Source organism: Shewanella sp. 10N.286.45.A1 (genome assembly GCF_041470405.1).
In the GTDB taxonomy this organism is placed as follows: domain Bacteria; phylum Pseudomonadota; class Gammaproteobacteria; order Enterobacterales; family Shewanellaceae; genus Shewanella.
The window spans coordinates 1-24,594 of record NZ_JBFRMK010000022.1 but is presented as its reverse complement, the minus strand read 5'-3'; the positions used below and the strand labels follow the sequence as shown (position 1 = coordinate 24,594).

Genomic DNA, 24,594 nt, shown 5'->3' with positions numbered 1-24,594 from the left:
AATGCAATTGGTATTAAATGCAATTGGTATAATACTATCGACTGACTTCCCTAAAATTTTAGGCAAAAAAATACCCACCGATAGGTGGGTACTTCAAATATCCATAAAGGCTAAAACAGCGCCCCGAAACTCAACGCTGCTTTACACTCAATGATTACGCTACTGGCGATACCACAAACAGTAATTCACCTTGTGAAACCTGCTGGCCATTACTATTAAGAATACGCTCTATACGGTACTGCTGATCTTCAGGGTACAGTACAGCGTTCTTACGGTTAAAGCCTGCTAGTGTCACTTGTGAGAACATCTTCATCGCTTCAGTTAGCGCCAAAGTCTGATCCACGGTAACAATATCACCCTCTTTAACGAAATCAGCTTCACCTGGTGCAGGAGAGGTATAGAAAATACCAGCGCCTTGAGCCATCACCTTAAGCTCGTTACTTTCGCCGACACGCAGTGACTCAGTATCAACACCCACAGTTTCTGCCGCCGCTTCCATCTCAGCAATAAGCTCAGGAATATCAAGCTCTGCCATGAAGCGTGGTAGGTAGTTAGTATCGTACACGCCTTCATTGAAGGTGCCATCTTTAAGGATGCGTGTTAACAATGGAATGTTAGACGCGATACCCTTAATTACCACTTCATTTGCTAAGTAGTCGTGCAACTTGTTGATGACATCTTCACGACTTTCACCGCGACAAATAATTTGCGCAATCAAGCTATCGTAGTAAGGCGATACCTCTTTATCTTTGCCTGCGATTGAGATGATTTCAATATCATCACGCTCTGGCATCTTGTACTCAGTGATAAGACCTGGATTTGGTAACAACTGTAAGATACCGTTGCTATCAAGTGCCGCTTTCTCAGCAGTGACACGTACTTCCATCGCGTAGCCTTTGTCTTGTGGCTCAAGGTCTGCAATTGAACGACCTGCTGCAATGTCAAAACCTGCGCTTACGATATCGATGCAAGATGTCGCTTCAGTTACCGGGTGCTCAACCTGTAGACGAGTATTCATCTCCATAAAGTAGACTTCGTTGGCGTCTAGGTTATAGATGAACTCTACGGTACCAGCGCCCATGTAATCGGTCGCATCACCGAGTGCACGGGTATATTCCATCACTTGCTGCTTAAGCTCGTCAGGCAGCATGGTTGAACCCGACTCTTCAACCACTTTTTGGTTGTTACGCTGTACTGAACAGTCACGTAAACCCAGTACCTTAGTATTACCAAATTGGTCACGCAGTAACTGCACTTCAATATGACGTAGTGAGGTGACATATTTCTCTAGGTAAAGATCGCCGTTACCAAATGCTGCTGCGGCTTCTGTTGAGGTCTTTTGGAACAGCTCAATCATATCTTCAGGACGTTCTACAACCTGAATACCTTTACCGCCACCACCTTGTACCGCTTTAAGCAGTACAGGGTAACCAATCTCAGTTGCTACGTTTACCGCTTGCTCTGCATTGGTCAAAATACCATGGCTACCAGGCACTACAGGTACGTTTTGGTCTTGCGAAGTTTTAATCGCATTCGACTTGTTACCCATGGTCGTCATACTGTGGACACTAGGTCCCACAAAGTTAACGCCATTATTCACACAAAGTGCAGCAAATTGTGGGCTTTCAGATAAGAAGCCAATACCTGGATGCAGTGCGTCAACGTTTTCGTATTCAGCAACTTTCAACACTGAATATGCGTTGAGGTAACTTTCATCAGAGGTGTTACCACCGATACAAACCAGCTTGTCGTTTGCTTTAAGCATGTCAGCAGGTACTGATGTCATATCTGGATCAGAAGCCACTAGCACAACATCGATATTATTATCGTGTGCCTTACGAATAAGCTTAACCGCAGTACAACCGCGAGCATGCACCAAGACTTTGTTGATTGGCTTCATCAATGCGCGAGGATCATCTTGAACGATCTCTTTCTCTTCAGCTTCCGCTTCAGGAACCAGCGTCGACAACGCGTTGCTGATGATAGTTTCAATTTTGCCAGTAGGTTTTGGCATCAATGGATCAATGCTGCTTAACTGATCATCCAAAGTGGTGCTGAATGGGTTTTCAACCAAACCATTCATTGCGCCAGGCACTTTAGACAAGTAGTTAGACAAGGTTGACGTTGATGGCAAGTATGCAGGCACAACCATTTGGCCAGCAAACGGCATGTTAGTACCCGATAGGTAGTATGTTTGCACCAAAGGATGCGTCACGAAACTCGCCTGGGCACCACCAGTACAGTCACCGTAACCGAACATTAATACTGGTAATTCGTTATCACGAATGAAGCGAGTAATACGGTCATTAACTACAGCCATTGAGAATAGTGCAGCAGCGCCCTCTTTGGTCTGCATACCACCTGAGCTGATAAAGCAAATAACCGGCAGTTTACGCTTAGCACACTCAATCAATAGCGCACTAAATTTCTCTGCCGCCGCCATATCAAATGCACCCGCTTGGAATGCAGTGTTTGAAACTGCAACACCAACGCGCATTGGCTTACCATCGCTTTCAAAGTCAGCCACACCAGTGATTAAACCACAAGGACGGATACCTTTATCGATAGCATCTTCAATAGAAAGACGGAAGCCTGGGAAGTTCAGCAGGTTAGCTGACATCTTATCGCCATTAATCTCTTCAAAATCAGAGAAGAACTTACCAACGATCGCATCCCAACCCATTTTTCCTGCGCGCTTTTCGTCGCGAAGGACTTTCTGGATCAGTAGATCTTGATAACCCATGGTCAAACGGTTCCAGAAGTCTTTACGACGACCGATACGTACCGGGTTAATCGCGCCAGTGTATTCGCTGCTCTCTTCTTCACTGTCAAAATACTCAGGCAGTAGACGTTCGAAGAAGTAAGTCAAAATAACAAATAGACTGTCGTTTAACTGTGGGAAACCAACACTCTTCCACTGCTCAGTACGAGTCAGCAGTTCTGCGCGGTTTGACTGAGACATAAAGTACTTCAGCCATTTGTAGAATTTGTTCTTATCGTTGGCAACATCTTGAGTCGATAGTGCTCTGTCGATTGAATCATGTAATAGGTTATCAACTGAACTACGAGATAAGCTCTTAGACATCATCGCTTCTTTAGCGATTGAAGCCAAGTTACCCACTACGTTGTCGTACAGCGCGTTGAATACCAAAATGTTATGACACTGCCAGATGAAATCTTCACGTAGCTCATCATGCACAATCACATCGAGTACAGTAAGTTGGTTCAGCTCAGGCCAGTCAGCTTGAGTCACCTCTGAAGGCAATGTTTCAAGGTAGCTAATTAGCCCTTTGAAGTTATTCTCTGCATTGCCTTTCCAGCGGTGGTATAGCGACCAACTGATATTAAAGATAAGCGCTTTACGGGCTTTCTTGTAGTTCTCTTTTGGCTCACCCAAAATCAAACGTGTTAGCATGTTACGCTCGGTTGAAACATCATCACGCTTAGAGGTGAAATTCCCCCAAAGCTTGTTCAACTCTTCGTCGTAAACCAATTTATCAGGGCTTGATAACCAAGACTGGAACACACGATCTTGCTCTTGCTGAATACGAGCTAGCAAATCACCTTCAGGTACACTGACCTTAGATAGACGACCATACTGCTCTTGCGAGATAGAGTGGATGCGACTACGTAGTGTTAGGTAGCGCAAGTAACGGTACGTGCTGCCAAACAGGTTTAAGTGCATGGTTGGGTTATTAGCCACTGCCAGCTCAGCATTGACTTCTAGAGCCGCTAAGTTTTTAGACGGAGCTAAGAAACGCTCTAGACTACGGTCATAATGCTCACGTAAATCAGATGATTCACGTACAAACTGTACTGCGGCTTTTTCAACAGCTTCAACACTGCTGATTATGGCACGGCGCAAGTTATGTTGACGCTCATCTCTGTCTGACGGCGAGAAATCGACAATGCCATCAATGCAGCCAGAGGTGTATAACTCTTCAGGAGAAACACCGACAGATTTAGCACATTCTTGCCAAGACAAGTTGTACTTACGTGCAATACTTTGCAAGCCTTGTGGCTGAATAGTATTGAAAATACCGTCACGCAGAGACAATAGAATATTCGCTGCAGCCAGTGGAATAGCACCACCGGAGTAGCCTGCGCCAATCACAATACCGACAGTCGGCACATCAACATTGGCACTCTCTGCAATCGCTTTAGAGATTGAGTGAGCTTGGTTTTGGCTGTTTGCAATTTCACCTGCATCGGCACCAGGGGTGTCGATAAGGTAGATAATAGGCATAGACAACTCGGCAAAGTGACGAATCGCTTTACAACAAGCCAAGTGATGCTCAGGCATCCACGCACCGTTAGCGGTAGTTCGCTCTTGTGCAACAAAACCAATACGGCGAGTACGAGATCCAAAATTCAGTTCAATCTCTGCACTATAAAAAGGGCCGATGTGGGTTTCGGTAACAAGCTTACCTTTAAGATCCGCAATGATACGTTTTGCACCAGGGCGGTTCTTGTCTTGTGTCGGTTGGATCACCTTAGTGACATAACCATCAACATCCAATCCAGCAAGGTCTTTTAGATTTGCTTGGATTTCGTCATCACCAAGAAGACCTTTGATCTCCTCAGATAGTGTCTGTTTACTGTGCTCAGGAAACAGCGAAAAGTCTTTAGCCAAATGCTCTGCTTTTAAGAAAAGCGGGTCGGCAGTTTGCGCTTGAGTCATGTTAGCGGGCTGATTTTTGCTGGTCATCGAAAGATCCTCTGCTTTTAGCCTCTGAAATTTTTAGCCCGTAAATATAACTTTGTTATCCCGTCAATTGCTATTAAACTGCACTAGACGCTTTGTTCCATTTTTGAGACAGTGAAGATAACATGCCAGATTTAAACGGTATGATGCTGTTTGCAGCGGTTGTTAGAGCCCAGGGTTTCTCTCAAGCCGCCCGCGAAACAGGCATGCCAAAATCAACCATTAGTCGCAAGGTTGCCCAGCTTGAAGAGCAGCTAGGGGTTCGGCTTTTACAGCGAGATACCCGTAATCTGAGCTTAACTCAGGTTGGCGCGCTTTTTTTCCAGCATTGCACCAGTATAAGCGATGAAATAGAAGCTGCCAAAGCGACTATCGAAAACACCCACAATGATGTCTCCGGCTCGTTGCGAGTTGCTATACCGGTCTCTTTTAGCCAAGAGCTTATCGCCAACCTTTGCAGCGGCTTTATGCGACTGTACCCAAATGTAGAACTCGACGTGCAATTTACCGACAATGACGTTGGACTGGTCGGTGAAGGTTACGATATTGCTATTAAGTATGGTCCACTGCAATCAAGCGATTTAGTGGCAAGGTTGTTATTCGAACGCCAACCGATATTAGTGGCAAGCCCTAGTTATTTGAAAACCCATGGCACCCCAGCCAACCCACAAGAGCTGGCAACTCATAGTGGTATATTATTAGGAACATCTCGCTCAGCGCCTATTTGGCCATTAGGTAAAGGCACCAGAAAAACCATGGTTAACTTCAAGCGTAAAGTGAGGGTAAATAGCGCAGTGATGGTTAAACAGCTGGTGATGGATGACTTTGGTATTGCCATGTTATCCAACTCTGTCTGTAAAAATGAGCTAGCAAGTGGCTCCCTCGTACCTATTTTACAAGAGTGGCCTATGGAAGCCTTTAAGGTTTATGGCGTCTATTCGAGTCGCCGTCAACTGGCGACCAACATTAGTGTATTCCTCGACTTTTTCCATAAACGCTTCACCAGCCAGGAGTCGCTGCAGTCTTTGATGGTGTGAAACCGTTACCTCATAATGGCAGGAGCTGTTTCACTATTTCTTGGCGTAAGTGTGCTTGCTTGATATCATCAAGATCAAGGTTCAGCGCAAAATAAACAGTGCGCCCATCCATCTCGACCCAACCTACCCACCAACCAATGTATTTATCGCCATGATGACCAAATCCTGTTTTAGCGGAGATGGTGTAATCTTCGGTGGACTCGGTAAGCATCACCTGTTTAATGATCTGTTGCGAGCGCTGGCTAACCGCTAAAGTTTCATTGTGTAGTTTTTGCAAAAACTGTAGCTGCTCAATGGCGCTAATCCGTATATCACCATCAAGCCAAAAACTATCCAGCTCTGACCCCACCTTCTGGTTGCCGTACTCCAGACTTGCCAACATATTAGCCATCCGTTGTTTACCTATATCTCCAGCAATCTGCTGAAATATTGGTACGACTGAATATTTGAATGCGCTTCTAAAGGTGTGATCTTGGTTCCAAGCTTTAAAAGCACGCTGTTGCTTATCCCACGGATAGGCTTGTTCAGTACCTGCCACTACTTCTAATTCCAAGCCTATTAGTCCGTTAGCAATCTTAAAGGTTGATGCTGGAATGTAGCCTGTATTGGCTCGATTCAGATCATTAGTGGTCAAGGTCTGTTGCTGGGGATCAAAAAGCACTAACACCCCCTCAACTTGATGTTGCTGGAAAACTAAGTCCCAGTCGGTTGTTAATTGCGGAGTCAATCTTAGTTCTGCCAACTGAACGCTATGTTCATCATAATCATTGGCGTCAACAATGAGTGCTACAGCGGCCAAAATGCTGAACAGCATTAGCGATATCAATTTTGTCATTTGTCATCTCGTGTACACCGAACTTTCTATCGTTAATGATAACGCTTAATAACTATTAAAAAGTGGCAATATGAGGAGCAATTGTGGCGAAATAATGGCAATAGTCGATCCCCAAGCTGAATAATTATTCGTCGCTTTCAATGCTTTCATCGCTAAGGCATACTGATGAAAATGAACTAATAGCCTGAGAGAACAGTTTTTAACGTTCACTGCACGTTGTGAAACTAAGAATAATAACCAAGGACGTAGTAATGAAATCATTTAGCATGGCACTTATCGCCACTGCACTTTTTGCTGGCACAACCTCAACCGCTGCTTTCGCAAAACTCGACGTTGAAGAGGCTAGATTACCAACAGCAACAGAGGCTATACCTGAGGTCGTCAATCGATATCAAGCATTCGTCACTAACCTTGCCGACAAATACGCTCAGCACTCTGATGAACTTAAAATCACTCAAATGGTTGCCCACCAAGGTTTGCGCTTATGGCAGCAAGCGGTAAGAGATGTCCAGTCGGGTCATTTGGATGATCGCTCTCTGTACTGGAACCGTCTGGCGATGCGAGAGCTACTAAAGACGCAAAAGCCTGATTTTAATATTGCCGCATGGCAGCGAGATATCCTTATCAAAGCTGTTGAAAAATCATCACGCGGTTTAAGTGACATCGCTTTTAAAGATGATGCCGAGATTAAGATTCTACTGACAGGATTTGACCCTTTTTTCCTCGATCGACATATCGACCAGAGTAATCCATCGGGCTTAGTGGCTCTAGCGCTTGATGGCTACCGCTTTAGCATTGATGGTAAGCAGGCTCAAATTGAAACCGCGATGATCCCGGTACGATTTGCAGATTTTGATGATGGGCTTATTGAATCGATATTAACGCCTATCTATCGTGACAACAGCGTTGATATGATTTTTACCGTCAGTATGGGTCGAGATGAATTTGATATAGAGCGTTTCCCAGGGCGTAATCGCAGCGCCGCAGCGCCTGATAATTTAAATGTACTGACCGGTGCTAACAAACAAGCCCCTATCGCACCTTTGTTTAATGGTGGCACACTTAATGGACCTGAGTTTGTTGAATTTTCTCTACCCGTCGCGGCAATGCAAACCGTGCAAGGCCCTTGGAAAGTGAATGACAACCATACGGTGTCGACACTAGCGCAAGGCGAGTTTCAAGCAAAATCGTTAGGGCAACTGCAAAATGCAATCTCAGTAGAAGGTTCTGGCGGCGGCTATCTCTCCAATGAAATATCTTACCGCGCAATTTTGCTACAAAAGCAATTTAATAGCAGTATTCCTGTTGGCCATATTCACACACCGCGTATTGCAGCCTACGACGTTCAAGTAGAACACGATATTGTTGAACAAGTGAAAGCCATGGTAGAGATGGCGGCAACAACTCTCTAACTAGCGTGATGGTTTAGACTCAGGTAACATTGATGAACTCGTCTTTTGCGGGTTCATCAACCATGAGTTCATAGAGCCAATGTTTAAAGCGCTTAACCCCTTCAAGTCCAAGTTATTAACAACCGCCTCTTTAATTAACCACCCCAAAGCGACGTTTAACGACCCGTTGCAACAGTCGATTGTCGAGCAAATTGAGCGTTGTTATCAAATGGCGGAATCAGCACTGTGCAAGTCATTTCCACGACCAGAAGTTAACTTTAAATTACGCGGAAAAAGTGCCGGTACAGCCCATTTACAACTCAATAAACTACGCTTTAATCCACTGCTATTAAAAGATAATCCGCAAGCATTTCTCGATGATGTGGTGCCACATGAGGTCTGCCATCTATTGGCTTTCCAACTCTATGGCAGAGTAAAACCCCACGGTCTAGAATGGCAACGCTTAATGCGTCAACTTTATCAACGTCAACCACGCACTACCCATAGCTTTAATACTCAATCCGTAGAGGGAAAAACCTTTGAATATTTCTGCAACTGCGGCTCAGTCAATTTAAGCGTTAGGCGTCACAATAAAGTTGTACGTGGCGACAGCCAATACCGTTGCCGCAAGTGCGGCCATAATTTGCAAAATTCAAAGCCTAGTTAACGCTTTCATTCGTTTCATATATTGCTCCAACCCCTCTGCTCCCTTACAATCGCCGCAAACGAGCCTACGATTGGTTAATATGGGGATTAAGATTGAACAGCATTGGATTTAAAACACTTTTATTAGCGCTTAGTATTATATGGTTTACACCCCAGCAGAGCTTTGCCCAAGCGAAGCATCCAACCAGTTTTAGTCAAGCAAAACGATTAGCCAAAGAGATCTACATTCAGTCCTTACCCATCAATAGCTTCTATTGCGGCTGTGACATAAAAATAGAAGGCAAAAAGTGGCGAACAGACCTGACAGATTGCGGCTACCAAGTACGCAAACAACCAAGAAGAGCAGCAAGAATAGAGTGGGAACATATCGTCCCGGCTTGGGAGTTTGGCCACCAGCGCCAATGTTGGCAGCAAGGTGGTCGTAAAAACTGCGGTAAAACAGATAAGTTATTTAAAAAGATGGAGTCAGATCTACATAATCTCGTGCCCGCTATTGGTGAAGTAAATGGCGATCGCAGTAACTACCGCTTTAGCCAATGGAATGCTAAGCCAGTACAATACGGGCAATGCGCAATGAGCGTTGATTTTAAGTCTCGAAAAGTGCAGCCACCTAGCTATACTCGGGGGCAAATCGCACGAATTTATCTTTATATGCAAAGCGCCTATACATTGCAAATATCCAGTAGCCAATTAAAGTTATTTAAAGCATGGGATAAAAGCTATCCAGTTGATACTATTGAGTGCAAGCGAGATCAAGCGATTGCAAAGGTGCAAGGTAACCATAATCGTTATGTGCAGGCTCAATGTCAGCAACTAATCTCAGCATCGAACACCGCAGAATAAGGCAAACCTGTACCATGAGAGTCCCAAGAATTTACCAAGCCTCTTCGTTGGCTATTGATGAAACCGTATCACTACATGAGGAAGCAGCAGGTCATGTAGGCCGCGTACTAAGAATGGCTGCAGGTGAGCAAGTCTGTTTATTTAATGGCGATGGTCATGATTACCTCGCTGAAATTGTCAGCGCCAGTAAGAAAAATGTCGCAGTGAAGGTCTTATCTTGCGAGAGCAATGACAGCGAGTCACCGCTGCACCTGCATTTAGGCCAAGTGATCTCCCGTGGAGACCGAATGGACTTTACCATTCAAAAGTCTGTCGAGCTGGGGGTTAACACTATTACACCGCTTTTCTCTGAACGCTGTGGAGTCAAATTAAGCGGTGAGCGCTTAGAGAAAAAGATCCAGCAGTGGCAGAAGATAGTGGTAAGTGCTTGCGAACAATCAGGCCGCAGCGTAGTACCCGTTATTCGCCCCGCTATGCAACTAAGTGACTGGTGCGCAGAGGAAACAAGCTCACTGAAGCTTAACTTGCACCCTAGAGCCTCTCACGGGGTTAATGGCCTCAATTTACCTAACAATCGTGTGCGTTTGGTTATTGGTCCTGAAGGCGGATTATCTACAACTGAAATCGCCATGACAGAAACCCATAGATTTACCGATGTACTGCTTGGCCCAAGAGTACTACGCACCGAAACCGCAGCGCTGACAACCATTACCGCTCTGCAGCTGAAATTTGGTGATATTGGTTAAGCTTAAACGTTGCACTGAGAATAAATTGCGCCAATGATAAGAATATCAGTTCGATGCTAGAAAACCGGCTTAATAGCCCCCATGTTTAGCCTTGATACGAATATTAAATAAGGAATATGCTCCATGATAAAACTCGGTATCGTGATGGATCCCATCAGCGACATTAATATTAAGAAAGATTCAAGCTTTGCCATGTTAATGGCTGCACAATCTCGCGGTTACCAGCTGTTTTACATGGAGATGAATGATTTGGCCATGGTGAATGGCCAAGCAATGGCGACCATGCGAGCATTAACAGTCAAGCAAGATCCACTTGATTGGTACCAACTTGAAGAGGCAATCGACACACCGTTAGCCGATCTTGACGTTATTTTAATGCGCAAAGATCCACCTTTTGACACTGAATTCGTGTACTCAACTTATATGCTTGAGCGAGCCGAAGAGCAAGGCGTGTTAATCGTCAATAAGCCACAAAGCCTGCGTGATGCTAACGAGAAACTGTTTACCGCTTGGTTCTCAGAATTTACTCCAGAGACAGTGGTTACCCGTGATGAGCAACGTATTCGTGCTTTCCACAAAGCAAAAGGCGATATCATTCTTAAACCATTAGATGGTATGGGTGGCAGCTCTATTTTCCGAGTCAAAAAAGACGACCCAAACCTCGGTGTGATTATCGAGACCTTAACCAGTGAAGGCCAGCAATATGCAATGGCACAAGCCTTTATTCCAGATATTACTTCTGGCGATAAACGTATTTTGGTTGTCGATGGCGAACCTGTCCCATATTCGTTAGCGCGTATTCCTCAAAAAGGGGAAACTCGTGGAAACTTAGCTGCCGGTGGACGCGGAGTGGCTCAACCTTTGTCAGAATCTGACTGGCATATCGCCCGCACCATAGGCCCTGAACTCAAAAAACGCGGGCTAATCTTTGTTGGACTCGATGTTATTGGCGACAAGCTGACTGAAATTAACGTTACCAGCCCAACTTGCATAAAAGAGATTGAAGCTGCTTTTGATGTCGATATTAGCGGTATGTTAATGGATGCCATCGAAGCCAGAATCAACAAATAACCTGTCCAAGGACTCGGTATGACTTTTAGAAACACCTTTACTTGGGTCCTTAGTGCCCTTGCTCTACTGCCTTTGTATGCTGCTGCCAATCTCGATATTACAGAGGCACCATCACGACCTAAGAATATGATCATCATGGTCGGCGATGGCATGGGGCCGGCATATACCAGTGCCTATCGTTACTTTCAGAACAACCCCGACACTGAAGAGATTGAACAAACAGTGTTTGATCGCTTGTTAGTGGGGATGGCATCCACTTATCCTGCGAGAGAGAGCGGCTATGTAACAGATTCAGCAGCATCTGCAACAGCACTCGCCACTGGCTTTAAAAGCTACAATGGCGCCATATCTGTTGATACCAATAAACGCCCATTGACCACCATCATGCAGATGGCAAAAGCCCGTGGTATGTCAACAGGTGTGGCTGTAACTTCACAGGTAAACCATGCAACCCCAGCAGCCTTTCTAGTGCATAACGAAAGCCGCCGCAACTATGAAGCGATTGCCACTGACATGTTGCAGTCTGATGCAGATGTGATTTTAGGTGGTGGGCAGAAATACTTCTCTGAAGCTCTATTAAGCCAGTTTAAGGCCAAAGGCTACCAACATATCGATGACTTGGCACAGCTTGAATCCATTACCAAACCCAAAGTCATTGGTCTGTTTGCCGAGGTGCAACTACCATGGGTAATTAACGATACAGACCCGAATACTTTAAGCCGTCTGACCCAAAAATCTTTAGAACTACTATCGCAAAACGACAAAGGTTTCGTGCTATTAGTCGAAGGTAGCTTAATCGATTGGGCTGGACACAATAATGACATCGCCGCCGCCATGGGGGAGATGCACGGTTTTGCCAATGCAATGGAAGTCGTGGAGCAGTATGTGCGTCAACACCCGGATACCTTGCTCATTGCCACGGCAGATCATAATACAGGTGGACTCTCTATTGGTGCCAATGGCGAATATGCTTGGGACACTAAATTATTAAAGGGAATTAGTGCTAGCCCATCTAACATTAGCGTTGCAGCCATTGCCAGTGATGAGTGGCAGCTAGGAGTAAGCAAAAGCCTTGGTTTTGAATTAACAGCCGAAGAATTACAACAGTTGGGTAATGCGCGTATGCAGGGCAATGAAGCGCTTCAAATAGCCCTGAAAAAGCTTATCGATATCCGCAGCAATACCGGCTGGACGACCAGTGGCCACACCGGTGGCGACGTGCAAGTCTTTGCCGTAGGCCCGGCTGCCGACCTGTTTAAAGGCAATCAAGACAACACCCAGATAGCTGAGAAGATGATGAGTCTGCTGCCAAAGAAAGACTAGTCCAACGTTAACAATAAATGCCAGTTAATTTTTGTGGTTAGCTGGCATTTTTACATTGGTGCAATGTGCATATTTAGGTCAATTGGGTATAATTACTGCCACTTAACATCCGACCTTGAAAACTCATGCTAACCAACGCTTCGCAAGTCCTTCTTAGAAATAGTGATTTAGTCAAAGACCAATCTGTATTAGTACTCAACTACGAAGGTGATACACTTCCTAAAGCGCTGTTAGAGAGCGCGTCGAGCGTAAGTGCCCTAGCACTGGATTTTCATCACCACCTTATAATGCAGGCCTATGCAGCCAAAAACCTGCAGCTGTATTTTGGCCATCAACTACCAAACCAAGAGTACTTTGACAGCGTCATCGTCTATTTCCCAAAAGCCAAAGCACTAGCCCCTTATCTATTCAACTTAGCAGCGAAACACCTTAAACCTCAAGGACAACTCATTGTGGTTGGAGAGAACAAAGGCGGGATTAAGTCGCTACCTAAACAGCTGCCAGATTACTTTGACAAGGCATTTAAAGCTGATAATGCTCGCCACTGTATTGTATTTACCAGCGAACTGAATCGACAGGCGCCCGCATTAAAACTGCAAGATTGGTACAGCAAGTACCAGTTGCAAACCCCACAAGGCGAAATCACTATCTGTAATCTAGTTGGTGTGTTTAGCGAGAAAAAACTCGATGAAGGCACCAAATTATTGCTCGACAATCTACCAAAGATGCAAGGAAACGTACTCGACTTTGGCTGTGGCGCGGGAGTGATAGCCGCAGCGTTACTAACGGCACAACCGACACTAAAGCTTGATTGTGTCGATATCAATGCTATGGCATTAGCTTCTTGCGAGCTAACAATGCAAGCCAATGGGCTCAGCGCTAATGTATTTGCCTCTGACGGTATGGCGCAAAGCAATCGACAATACAATGGTATTATCTCCAACCCGCCTTTTCATGACGGTTTAGCCAGTACCACCAATATTGCAACAGATTTTGTTAAAGCCAGCGCAGCCAATTTAGTGCGAGGTGGTTTGTTCCACATCGTCGCTAATCGCCACCTGCCATACTCGGACTGTATCGCTGAAAATTTCGGCAAGGTAAATGTTTGTGCCGAAAATAATCGCTACAAAATATACTCAAATATAAAGAGCTGAAACAGAGCATAAAAGTATGCTATAAAAACCCTACTAGTTGATTATTCTACAACCAATACAGTGTTACATTTTAACTGATATATTGGTCAAAGATTTTATACATTATAATTCCGCAAACGGATATTATGTGCTTATAATCCAAGGTAATACCTCTAATCATAACGAATAAATCGTAGGGATTTTTATGCTGCATCCGGAGCTTATAGAGTTAGGTGTTGACGGCAAAAAAGCCGTATTAACGATCATCCCCAATACTCACGGTCCTTTAACTGAAAAGGATATTGTAGAGCTGTTGGCGTTCCCCGATTTTAGCGCTCTATATCCACTTAAAGAAGTTATTAACAAGGCTGTTATTCAGATAAACCAATTATCGGGTACAGATGACGGCCAGTTTGAACAACGCTTTGAGATCGCTGAATCTCGCGATGCCGCAATCAGCTTTGAGTTCTCCGATGATAAAATGCAAGCATCAATGACATTAACCGCAGCCTACGGCGGTCAAACGATTACCTTAAAAGATATTCTGCAACACTTAAAATCCCAACATATAAAACTTGGTTTAAGTAAACCCAAAATTGAGCTGTCATTAACCCAATTAGCCAACCTATTACCAGGTGATGAATGTTGTAATATCATCGCCAGTGGACGTTTGGCCGTGCATGGCAAAGCCGCGACTATTGAGCGCAAAGTGATGTTAGCGCGAGAAAGACTATTGCAGCCCCAAGAGAACAGTGACGGCAGCGTTGATATGCGCAACCTCGGCTCAGTCATCATGGTCAAACCTGGCAATGCACTTATTATTAAACACTCAGCAACAACTGGAGTTGATGGCTATAACGTATTTGGCGACAAACTGCTTGCTAAGTCAGGAAAAGACATAAAGCTGGTTGCTGGTGAGGGCACTGAATTTTGCGCTAATAACCCTAACCTGCTTATCGCCAGTGTTGCTGGTCAGCCGGTAGAAACTAAAAATGGCATGCAAGTTGATGATGTACTGCAGATAAAAGATGTCAACGTCGGTTATGGTCATGTCGACTTTAAAGGCAGCGTATTAATTACCGGTGACGTTGGCGAAGGCATGGTGGTAAAAAGCAGCGGTGATATTACGGTGATGGGTTTTGTCGACTCTGCAACCTTAATCGCTCAAGGTGATATCACGGTCAGCAAAGGTGTAATTGGTCGACAATTAAAAGACCATGCACTCTCCACTACTCTCAAAGCCCAAGGACAGATCAGCGCTCAATTCGTGCAATATTCTAATCTTGAAGCTAATGGCAATATTCTGGTGACTAAGCAGCTGCTGCATAGTCATGCCAAAACTAAACAACAGTTAATTGTATGCGATGCGAGCGGTCGCCGCGGCGATTTAGTCGGTGGCAAAGTCGAAGCCGATAAAGGGGTCAAGGTCGTTGCCATTGGCGCAACAGCGGGAACAAAAACTGAAATATTCTGCGCCATGCATATTAGCGAACACAAACATAACCTAGTTCAGCTCAAAGAGAGCATCACCTCAATGAGAATCGCAATAAAAAATATTGAAGGACAGCTAGGTAACCTGCCGCCAAAAACGCAATGGCAAGATGATGAAATGATGGTCGAGCAAGTCAAAGGTATGCTTGAAGAGAAACGCAGAATTATTAGCACAATGCGAGATGAAGAAACAGAGTTTGAAACGACTAAGCAAGAAGTTGAAGGCTATTACAAAAACTACCGTATCGATGCATTAAAACATGTTTTCGCTAATATCGAAATTCACATTGGTGGCGCATTCAATCGTACTCAGAGAGAACATGGTCCCTGCTGTATCACCAACTGTAATCAAGAGATCAACTACGATTACAGTATTAAGAAATAACCCCGCAACAGGCAGATTTACAACCATTGCCTAAGGGTGATGGTTAGCGTCATAATAACGTTACTTTAAATCGTTGAGATATGACGTGGAATTATTGAAAATTGACTGCCTAGGTAAGCCGCTTCGCTTAGAAGGCTCATTGGCAGGCTGGCAACAACTGTTTTGGGGTGACACCTTAGTTTCGGTGATTCAAGCAAGTGCAGATAACGAAGGCTTAAAAAGCCACACTTTTGAGCTTAATACCGCAGCTCCAGCCACAATTGATGCACCAGATGAAGCTCCACAAAAAACCATAAAAATCACTTTAGAGACGGATTTACGTTGGCAGCCTTTTGTCATCGATTACCGCTTGTTGCAAGATGAGAACGTCATCGCTAGCGGCAAGCGCAACACTAAAGATATCGAGCAACAAGTTCCTACTGTCGCAATTGCTGAAAAAAAACAATTTAGCATGGTCGGCCTCGCATCTCTGGGCTTTAAGTTATTAAAAAGCGCCAAAGTCATTAAGGTCGTATTAGCGGGTGCCAGTGTTGCCGCCTACTCTTGGTTGTTTTCATTTCAGTTTGCTCTCGCACTTATTGCGTGTTTGGTTTTCCATGAATATGGTCATATTCGTGCGATGAAGTATTTTGGTATGAAGACAAAAGGGATCTACCTCATCCCCTTTATGGGTGGCTTAGCCTTAAGTGATGAGAAGATAAATACCCGCTGGCAAGATGTAGTGATCTCGATAATGGGCCCAACCTTTGGCCTATTCATGTCAATTGCTGCGCTGATTGCCTATTGGGTAACAGGCAATATCTTCTTTGCCGGATTGGCAGCCTTTAATGCCCTGCTCAATCTATTTAATTTGTTACCTATATTGCCCCTTGATGGCGGCCATATCCTTAAAAGCATCAGCTTTTCGATGAACAGCGTTATGGGGTTGGTTGCATGTATTGCAGGCGCAGCAGTTGGCGTCTACATCAGCTATAGCCTAGGCTTGGCACTGTTAGGCTTCCTGCTACTCATTGGTAGCGCAGAAATCGTCTTTGAATGGAAAACACGTCATCAAAGTCACTTACTGCCACTTGATCGCTACGGCCAGATCTTCTCAGCAGTATGGTATTTCCTTACCGTAGGCTGTTTGATTGGAATCATTTGGTATTTTGCCGGCAGCGGCGATGACATGCTAGCGCTGCCGTTAGAGATCCTAAAAAGCTAATAATACTAATCGGTATAAACCTTAAGACAGGGTATTCCAGCCCAATAAAAAAGGCATCCCAATCGATGCCTTTTGCTGCATAGTACAGAAAGTTAATGACCAATATACTTATCTAAAAAAGCCAATACCTTATGATTCACTTCAATGATATTTTCCTCCTTATAAAAACCATGACCTTCCTTATCTTTCACTAGCCACTCATAAGGGTGCTTATGTTCATCGAGCGCATCGCGCAGCGCTAGCGCATGCTCAAAATGAGCGCGGTTATCCTCTTCACCGTGAATAATCAGCACCGGCGCTTTAAGTTTATCGATATTATGTACCGGCGATTGGGCAATCAATTCGGCTTTATTTGTCCCTAAAGTTTTATCTAAATATGCATCACCCCATTTAACATCTTTGGCATCACCTTCTTCATACAACATAGGCAGATCATAAACTCCGACATAACCAATGCTACACTTAAAGGTATCAGGTTCACGTATTGATGCTTGTAGCGCACTGTAGCCACCAAAGCTGACACCATAAATACATAAGCGCTCTTTATCCGCTACCCCAGTTTGCACCGCATATTTAGTCGCTAATAAGATATCGTCTTGAATTTTTGCGCCCCATTGAGTGTAACCCGCTTCCAAAAATGCCTGGCCGTAACCACTCGAGCCCCTGAAATTGACCTGAACCACCGCATAGCCTTTACTTGCTAATAGTTGGGCGCCAGCGTTATACCCCCAATAATCACGGGCATGTGGACCACCATGTGGGATCACTACAGTTGGTAAGTTAGCAGTTTTACCTAATGGTAATGTCATATAGCCGTTGAGCACTAAGCCATCAGGCGTTTTAATTCTAAACGGCTCTGTCGGCGCCAATTTGCTTTTATCTAGCCAATTACGGCTGCTGAGTAGATGTGTCGCTTTATTGGTTTTGGTATCGTACAAATAAAACTCACCGGGGTTACGGTCGCCAGAAACATGCAATACCGCTTTTCCCCTATCGGCCGTCATGCTAGTGACTCTTACTGTATCGCCATTGAACGAGGCAACTAACTTCTGGTGTAGTTTACTCTCCAGCGAATCTTTATTCAGAAAGTAAAAACTGGGGTAATCTTCATCGACACGAATGCCATAAACTTGGTTGAGGTCAACACTTAATGGTGAAGGGTTCGCAAGCTGGCTTTGATATACTAGAGTCGACTTTTTAGTGGTGATGTCATATTCGTATAAGCCCATAGGCCCACCATTGCCGCTTTTTGTAATATAGACAGTGTTGTTATCTTCAGCAAAACCCAGTGCGCGAAACTCCCCCTCAATATCTTCACCAAACTTCTGCCAATCCTCCCCTTTACCTTCAGTGTAATAAATGTGAGTGACGTGGTCCTCATCTGTGCCGATAGAAAAACGTGGTGTACCTGTGTGATCAACTAAAAAACCACCATAAGCAATTGGCGCTCTCTTTACTCGATTTTCTCTACCAGTATAAACATTAAGCTTTACAGCTTGCGGGATAGACCCGCCAGACTTTGATAACGTCCGTTTCTCAATCAAAATACGCTTATCATCTCCGGGCAAATTATCCAGTAAAAAACCGCCTTCAGCACTTAAAGCAAGACCTGGTTTAGAGCGGTAGCCAAAAATCATTTTCTTTTTCTTACCATCAAAGTTAACAGCATAAAGCTCACCGGCACTGCCAGGCCTCTCAAACCGCCCGCTGACCCGTTGTACTTGCACCACCACTCTTTCGTTGTTTACCCAGTAATAGCTTCCTGCTTGATCACGGTTACCTCCACGCAAAGCATAAGTCACTTTCTTGCTATCAGTCTCAAGAAAGGCCAACGTCTTGCGTCCTTCGGTATTAATTAAAACCGCAAGATGCTTACCATCGGGCGAAATTTTGACATCATAAAATTGTGGATGTTTGGAAAACTCTTCCACCGTTATTGCTTGTGCAGCCAGCGACAGTATTGCCAACGCGGTAAACACAAGAATATTTTTGATTAGAGACACATGACACTCCTTTGAATAAATCCTATAGTGCAGTGGCACTATCGACATCAAACCTGATGCTGGAGGAATTTATCATGATAAAGTAGTAACTTGCATAGGATGTTAGACAAGTTGAATAGAAGTAATGTGTGTCACTATTCGCTAGTCAATATTGACTAAAGGGGCTGATGCGCTCTAAGGCAACACCGAACTGCTTTATACCAATTGCATTAAAATAGTAAGTTGCTAGTAGTTGAAAACCCCAAAAGTGGGTAAGTCGTGAATTTTAGGCACAAAAAAACCGACTTAATGTCGGTTTGATTATTTCTCTTAAAGAGAAATGGTACCTGAGGACGGACTTGAACCGTCACTTCTTTCGAAATCGGATTTTGAATCCGACGTGTCTACCAATTCCACCACTCAGGCTTTGTTACTCGACTCAATGAGGTGTCCCTCAAGGAGTGAAGCGAATTATACCTTCGGATATCGTAATGGCAAGTACTTTGATTTGACTTTCTTATCAACTGAGCAAAATTCAGCCTCAATAGCGAAAAATGCGCTAATTCCAACAAGCGAATTTACTTTAGCGAATGTAAGCATTAGCAAAGTGTGATCAACGCCATCTTTATTAACACTTGCGCAGCAAAATACCAATAACCACGCTATAACTTGACCAAGATCAATTACGCCAGGAATGCAGAGGAGTACTTTAACTGTGAACTAAGAAGAAAGAGGATTTCGGACATGGCATTCTGGTTAGATTTGATGTTTGGCAACGCTATCGGCTTGCTATCAATGATAGTAATTTTTAGTACGATAGGTATCGTCTCCTATCTAATGTGGATGTTCTATACCAAGTCTGCGGATCCTGAGAGTTAATCTCCAACGTTCTATTAATGCAGGGGGCTATTTGCCCCCATTTTTTTGTCCGTTTTTCACTATTCAGCCAACAAAGCCTGCCATGCTAACAAGCTTATGCTGCGTGTTTACGCGGTGTAACAAAACTATTGATGAACTGCGGGCGAGCTTTAATCAGGTTTTTCATCTCTTCAGGACTAGGCTCTCCAACCGGAAAGCGCAGCACTTGACGGTTTAGGTACTCACGAGCTCGCATCGATATTTTGAAGTCTGCGGTAGAACCTTGAATAGCATAATGTTTTTCATTACCAAGATGTTCCAATATTCCCGCTTTAGATAAACTCTTCACTGCTTGTTCAGCTTCAGGCAGAGTCAAAATCGTTTCTCCCTGTAGAAAAAACTCTCTCAGCAAAGCGCGCTCGGTAGGATCGAGTAGCTTCACCTTCTCTTCAATGACTTCAACTGAGCGTTTATCACTTAAATAACCGATGGCTTCATCAAGGAAATAGTTAAGGATCTGCGTCAATAAATACGCAGCGCCGATGATCAAGCCGAGGCCGATTAGATTGGCATGTTGCTCCGAAAATTCAGCAAGATTAATTGAGGCGAGAAAATTAACCGGCGAGAATAGTAATGCAGTACATGCCAAAGAAAGCCACAGCATTGCATTAAAGATCAATTTTTTAATTGATTTACCAGTGAAAGAAAGTGCATTGAGGTTAATTTTTTGCATTGCCAAATCCAGTGTCAGAATTCTGTTCCTAACCAGATAAAAGCAAAAACAGTGCCAAAGATCGCGTCAAAAAAATAAAGATCAAAAAGTTAACTTGTTAGTGAGTCGTCCGTCAGAACATCTGCCCTAACGGATAGGATACTCAACCAATAATTACGACTCGTTGAGTTGTGCTTTAGCTGCAAGTTTGCTCAGCACTCGACTAACCGCAACAAAACCGAATGTACCAGTCACCACCGTTACCGCACCAAAACCTGAGGCACAATCCATGCGCATGTTGCCATCAGCCGTTGCCTTGGTATTACACACTGAACCGTCTGCTTGCGGATAAACTAACTGCTCGGTCGAGAACACAGCTTCAATGCCAAATCGACGCGCAACATTTTTAGAAAAATTATACTCACGTCTTAGCAAATTACGCACTTTAGCAAGTAAAGGATCTTGGTAAGTCTTGGCAAGATCGGTGACTTGTACCTGAGTTGGATCGCTCTGCCCACCCGCGCCACCAACAGTAATAATTGGCAGTTTTTGCCTTTTACACCAAGCGATTAATGCCGTTTTTGGTTTGACTGCATCAATACAATCGATCACATAATCTAAGTCGCCCCCCGCTTTCTTACCTTGAAAATACTCCGCCAAGTTATCTACGGTAATAAAGTCTTCAACCTCATTCACCATGCACTCTGGGTTAATCTGCTTTAATCGTTGTGCCATCACTTCGACTTTAGATTCACCAATCGTCTCTTTTAACGCATGAGCCTGACGATTAGTATTAGTCACGCAAATATCATCTAGATCAATCAGCGTAATTTGCCCCACACCACTTCTCGCCAAAGACTCCGCCACCCAAGTACCAACGCCACCGATCCCGACAACAGTGACATGAGACTGAGCAAAACAGTGAAGCGCTTGTTGGCCGTATAAACGACCGATACCAGCAAAGCGATTTAGGTAGGCATCTGACAAAATTTGATTTTTCAAGGCAATACTCAATCTGGAGGTGCAATAGATGAAACTCGATGAGCAATTTTATCCTAATTCCACTAAGAACTCTAAGTTTATCCCATTGCAATAGAGAGCTATGTGAACAGCTTTAACTAAAAAAACAAGCCCCGAGACATGAGTGTGAACAACTATCGAATTTCAATTAACTAACTGTTTAATATAAGTAAAGCATCATGACAAATATCACGTAACTTCTCTAGAACGAGATCAAGATCACGCTTATAAGTTCCCTTTCATTGCAATATTTCTATCGACAAATACAGCTTCACCTTGGTTATTCAGCCGGTTCAATAACCGAGATGGCAGCCCAAACTTAGAATAGCTTCGAGCTATAGGAAGATGAAAATGAAAAAAACTGTTCTGTCCGCCACAATTATCTCAGCACTAACCGCCACCTCTTTTACAGCACTAGCTGATGGCCCAAACTTTTATGGTCGTGCTGACCTAGCAATCACCAACTCAGATATGGGTATTGCCACCCAAAACCAAAAGTCTGGCACTATCATTGAGAACAACTTCTCTTGGTTAGGCGTTAAAGGTACTGAAAAAATTAATGACGAGTTAGAAGTTGTCTACCAAATGGAATTTGGCGTAAGCAACTTCGACAACTCAGGTAACACATTCGGCGCACGTAATACCTTTTTAGGTCTTAAGTCTGCATCGGCAGGTACAATTCTTGTTGGTCGAAACGACACCGTTTTCAAAGCCGCTGAAGGCGGATTTGACCTGTTTGGCAATAGTAACTCAGACATCGACCTATTAGCAGCGGGCCAAACACGTAGCGCTGATGGTTTTACTTACTACTCACCAAAAATTGCAGATCTTGTTACCTTAAACGCAACTTACTTGATGGATGATAACTACGATCAAGTTGATACTGATGGTGAAGAAAAGTATAGCGACAATATGTATGCACTGAGCGCAACAATTGGTGACAAAGCGCTAAAAGCGCAGAACTACTATGTATCAGCCGCTTACAATGACAGTATTGAAAACATTAAAGCTTACCGCGGTGTTGCTCAAGTAAAACTAGGCAATGTTATTCTGGGTGGTTTCTACCAGAACAGTGAACATGTTGACAGCAAATATGCCAACCTGGAAGGTGATACATACTTCGTCAACGCGGCCTACGTGATGGGCAACTTAAAACTGAAAGCGATGTACGGTAGCGATGATTCCGGTTTAGGCAAATATGTCAGCCGTTATGTTGGTAATGTAGACGGTGGTCTAGAAACCGTCAGCAACGTCGATATCCAGCAGTTCAGTATTGGTGCCGATTACCGCTTAAGCAAGAACACGCTTGTTTATGGACACTACACTAAGTATGACGGTGATATGATGCTTAATAATACTAAACAAGACCTTGGCGATGATATTGTTACCATAGGTATGCGTTTCGACTTCTAAGCTTTTAAACTGTTAAAACAAAAGGCAGCCTTGACTGCCTTTTTTATTGTTCTTATAAATGAACAGCCCCACCTACACACAACATAAACGCAACATTTTAGCTACTTCACCCCATTTTAATACGATAACTGCCACACACTCATTTTTAACATTGTAAACTTCGCCACTTCTCGGCTCAGCTTTGGCTTATTTCTGACAATTTATGACAACATAATTTCCATATAAAAGCGCCGAGAATACTCCTTTAGGGATAGTTTATGACATTGAATTCTGTATATATTGCCATTTAGATAACGAAAAACCCTCAAGCACCACAAAAAAACAGCAAATCTGCGGTGGAAAAGTAAAAACTTGATCTAGCCCACAATTTGAAAGCCATAAAACTGTAATATTTGCACCCACAATTGTTATGAGCTCGGATGCTTGTAACAAAAACAAAAGTTTATGTAAGAAACCATAAGAAACGTATAAGAACTTAGGTTCTGGGAGCAAATGAAATGAAAAAGACACTAATCTCTGCATCAGTGGCATCAGTTTTAACCCTAGCTTCTTTCGGCGCGCTTGCTGAAGGTCCAAGCTTTTACGGCCGTTTAGATCTTGCTGTTACTAACTCTGATCAAAGTTCGACTCTTCAAGGTGGTACTAACGGAGTTGAAGTTGGTGAAAGCGGTACATACTTAGAAAACAACTTTTCTCATGTTGGTGTTAAAGGTAGCGAAAGCCTAACTAGCAACATCGACGTTATCTACCAAATGGAGTTCCAAGTAGAGAATACTTCAAGTGAAGGTGACGTATTCAAAGCGCGTAATACTTTCTTAGGCCTTAAATCTCAAGTAGGTACCGTACTTGTTGGTCGTAACGACACAGTATTCAAGCAAGCTGAAGGTGGCATTGATGCATTCGGCAACACTAACGCCGATATTGACCGTCTAGTTGCTGGTCAAACTCGTGCTGCAGATGGTATCTGGTACTACTCGCCAAAAATTGCTGACCTAGTAACGTTGAACGCAACTTACTTAATGACTGACAACAACCAAGGTGCTGGTACAGACTCTGATTCTCAGTACGCATTAAGCGCGACACTTGGTGACAAGAAATTCAAAGCACAGAACTACTACTTTGCTGCAGCTTACAACAAAGGCATCTCAAACATTGATGCTTACCGTGCTGTAGCTCAAGCTAAGTTTGGTGATTTTAAAGTTGGTGGTTTCTTCCAAGACACTGAAAGCCAAAAGTATGACAACCTAGAAGGTAGCACTTACTTTGTAAACGCAGTTTACAACCTAAATGGTGTTAACTTGAAAGTTCAGTACGGTGCAGATGAGTCAGGTCTAAGCAAGTACTTTACTAACTCATTTGGCTTCAAAAACCCGAATGATCCAGATACAGATATTAACGAAACGAATGCAGTGCTAGCTTCAATTAGCGATGTTAACGTACAAAACATTACTGTTGGTGCGGACTACAAGATCTCTAAGTCAACTATGGTATATGGCCACTACGCTATGTACTCAGGCGACTACAAGTTAGCCGGTGCTAAAATTGACCTAGAAGATGACAGCGTATTCACTATTGGTATGCGTTACAACTTCTAATTCAATGAGTCATTAGACTCTTGAATCATAAGTAAAAAAAAGCGACCGGATGGTCGCTTTTTAATGCCAAAAATAAGATCAAGTGAAGACTATTATCCATCAATAGATGCCGATAGCAGAAGCACCAATGCCGACGCTACACCGATAGCAGAATAAAAGATGGCCAGTTATACCAATCAGTATA

18 protein-coding genes and 1 tRNA gene are annotated in these 24,594 nt (G+C 43.8%); 13 read left to right on the top strand and 6 right to left on the bottom strand.

Annotated features, from left to right (window positions below):
• Positions 1–154: 154 nt before the first annotated feature.
• Entirely contained in the window at positions 155–4,708 is a 4,554-nt protein-coding gene (locus AB4238_RS02080) for a biotin carboxylase N-terminal domain-containing protein (RefSeq protein WP_372030894.1), read from the bottom strand.
• A 122-nt stretch (positions 4,709–4,830) separates the two neighbouring features.
• Between AB4238_RS02080 and AB4238_RS02075 the strand changes: the two genes are divergently transcribed.
• On the top strand, positions 4,831–5,742 hold the full coding sequence (locus AB4238_RS02075) for a LysR family transcriptional regulator (RefSeq protein WP_020914446.1): 912 nt from the start codon (positions 4,831–4,833) through the stop codon (positions 5,740–5,742).
• A gap of 10 nt (positions 5,743–5,752) precedes the next feature.
• Here the strand turns inward: AB4238_RS02075 and blaOXA are convergent, their stop codons facing one another.
• Positions 5,753–6,577: a class D beta-lactamase gene (blaOXA, locus tag AB4238_RS02070; protein WP_372030892.1), complete on the bottom strand. Its 825-nt coding sequence runs from the start codon at positions 6,575–6,577 to the stop codon at positions 5,753–5,755.
• Between the two features lie 251 nt (positions 6,578–6,828).
• Between blaOXA and AB4238_RS02065 the strand changes: the two genes are divergently transcribed.
• The 9 genes from AB4238_RS02065 to AB4238_RS02025 all read left to right on the top strand — a co-directional run bounded on the left by AB4238_RS02065 (position 6,829) and on the right by AB4238_RS02025 (position 16,830).
• A complete protein-coding gene (locus AB4238_RS02065) occupies positions 6,829–7,989 on the top strand; it encodes a hypothetical protein (RefSeq protein WP_372030891.1) in 1,161 nt (386 codons plus the stop codon).
• Positions 7,990–8,068: 79 nt separating this feature from the next.
• On the top strand, positions 8,069–8,635 hold the full coding sequence (locus tag AB4238_RS02060; protein ID WP_372030890.1) for a SprT family zinc-dependent metalloprotease: 567 nt from the start codon (positions 8,069–8,071) through the stop codon (positions 8,633–8,635).
• Between the two features lie 134 nt (positions 8,636–8,769).
• Positions 8,770–9,477, top strand: coding sequence for an endonuclease (locus tag AB4238_RS02055; protein WP_372030895.1), 708 nt, complete (start codon positions 8,770–8,772; stop codon positions 9,475–9,477).
• Between the two features lie 14 nt (positions 9,478–9,491).
• Positions 9,492–10,223, top strand: coding sequence for a 16S rRNA (uracil(1498)-N(3))-methyltransferase (gene rsmE / locus AB4238_RS02050; RefSeq protein ID WP_372030889.1), 732 nt, complete (start codon positions 9,492–9,494; stop codon positions 10,221–10,223).
• A gap of 123 nt (positions 10,224–10,346) precedes the next feature.
• Complete coding sequence (gshB, locus tag AB4238_RS02045; RefSeq protein ID WP_372030888.1) at positions 10,347–11,294, top strand: glutathione synthase; 948 nt, start codon at positions 10,347–10,349, stop codon at positions 11,292–11,294.
• Between the two features lie 18 nt (positions 11,295–11,312).
• Positions 11,313–12,617, top strand: coding sequence for an alkaline phosphatase (locus AB4238_RS02040; RefSeq protein WP_372030886.1), 1,305 nt, complete (start codon positions 11,313–11,315; stop codon positions 12,615–12,617).
• A gap of 125 nt (positions 12,618–12,742) precedes the next feature.
• On the top strand, positions 12,743–13,771 hold the full coding sequence (locus AB4238_RS02035) for a methyltransferase (RefSeq protein WP_372030884.1): 1,029 nt from the start codon (positions 12,743–12,745) through the stop codon (positions 13,769–13,771).
• Positions 13,772–13,955: 184 nt separating this feature from the next.
• Entirely contained in the window at positions 13,956–15,626 is a 1,671-nt protein-coding gene (locus AB4238_RS02030) for a DUF342 domain-containing protein (protein ID WP_372030883.1), read from the top strand.
• Positions 15,627–15,711: 85 nt separating this feature from the next.
• The gene (locus AB4238_RS02025; RefSeq protein ID WP_372030881.1) at positions 15,712–16,830 is read left to right on the top strand and encodes a site-2 protease family protein; all 1,119 of its coding nucleotides are present in this window, start codon (positions 15,712–15,714) and stop codon (positions 16,828–16,830) included.
• Between the two features lie 92 nt (positions 16,831–16,922).
• On the opposite strand, the gene AB4238_RS02020 is transcribed toward AB4238_RS02025, so the two are convergent.
• The gene (locus tag AB4238_RS02020; protein ID WP_372030880.1) at positions 16,923–18,833 is read right to left on the bottom strand and encodes a prolyl oligopeptidase family serine peptidase; all 1,911 of its coding nucleotides are present in this window, start codon (positions 18,831–18,833) and stop codon (positions 16,923–16,925) included.
• 320 nt (positions 18,834–19,153) lie between these two features.
• A tRNA-Leu gene (locus AB4238_RS02015) sits at positions 19,154–19,238 on the bottom strand.
• A 318-nt stretch (positions 19,239–19,556) separates the two neighbouring features.
• Between AB4238_RS02015 and AB4238_RS02010 the strand changes: the two genes are divergently transcribed.
• Entirely contained in the window at positions 19,557–19,691 is a 135-nt protein-coding gene (locus tag AB4238_RS02010; RefSeq protein WP_079891968.1) for a DUF3149 domain-containing protein, read from the top strand.
• 94 nt (positions 19,692–19,785) lie between these two features.
• Here AB4238_RS02010 and AB4238_RS02005 read toward each other — a convergent pair whose 3' ends face one another.
• Complete coding sequence (locus AB4238_RS02005; protein ID WP_372030879.1) at positions 19,786–20,403, bottom strand: superinfection exclusion B family protein; 618 nt, start codon at positions 20,401–20,403, stop codon at positions 19,786–19,788.
• A 153-nt stretch (positions 20,404–20,556) separates the two neighbouring features.
• The gene (gene tcdA / locus AB4238_RS02000) at positions 20,557–21,384 is read right to left on the bottom strand and encodes a tRNA cyclic N6-threonylcarbamoyladenosine(37) synthase TcdA (RefSeq protein ID WP_372030878.1); all 828 of its coding nucleotides are present in this window, start codon (positions 21,382–21,384) and stop codon (positions 20,557–20,559) included.
• Positions 21,385–21,753: 369 nt separating this feature from the next.
• Here tcdA and AB4238_RS01995 point away from each other — a divergent pair, with 369 nt between their 5' ends.
• Together AB4238_RS01995 and AB4238_RS01990 are read left to right on the top strand one after the other, a co-directional pair.
• A complete protein-coding gene (locus AB4238_RS01995) occupies positions 21,754–22,815 on the top strand; it encodes a porin (RefSeq protein WP_372030876.1) in 1,062 nt (353 codons plus the stop codon).
• 497 nt (positions 22,816–23,312) lie between these two features.
• Entirely contained in the window at positions 23,313–24,410 is a 1,098-nt protein-coding gene (locus tag AB4238_RS01990; RefSeq protein ID WP_372030875.1) for a porin, read from the top strand.
• Positions 24,411–24,594 lie beyond the last annotated feature (184 nt).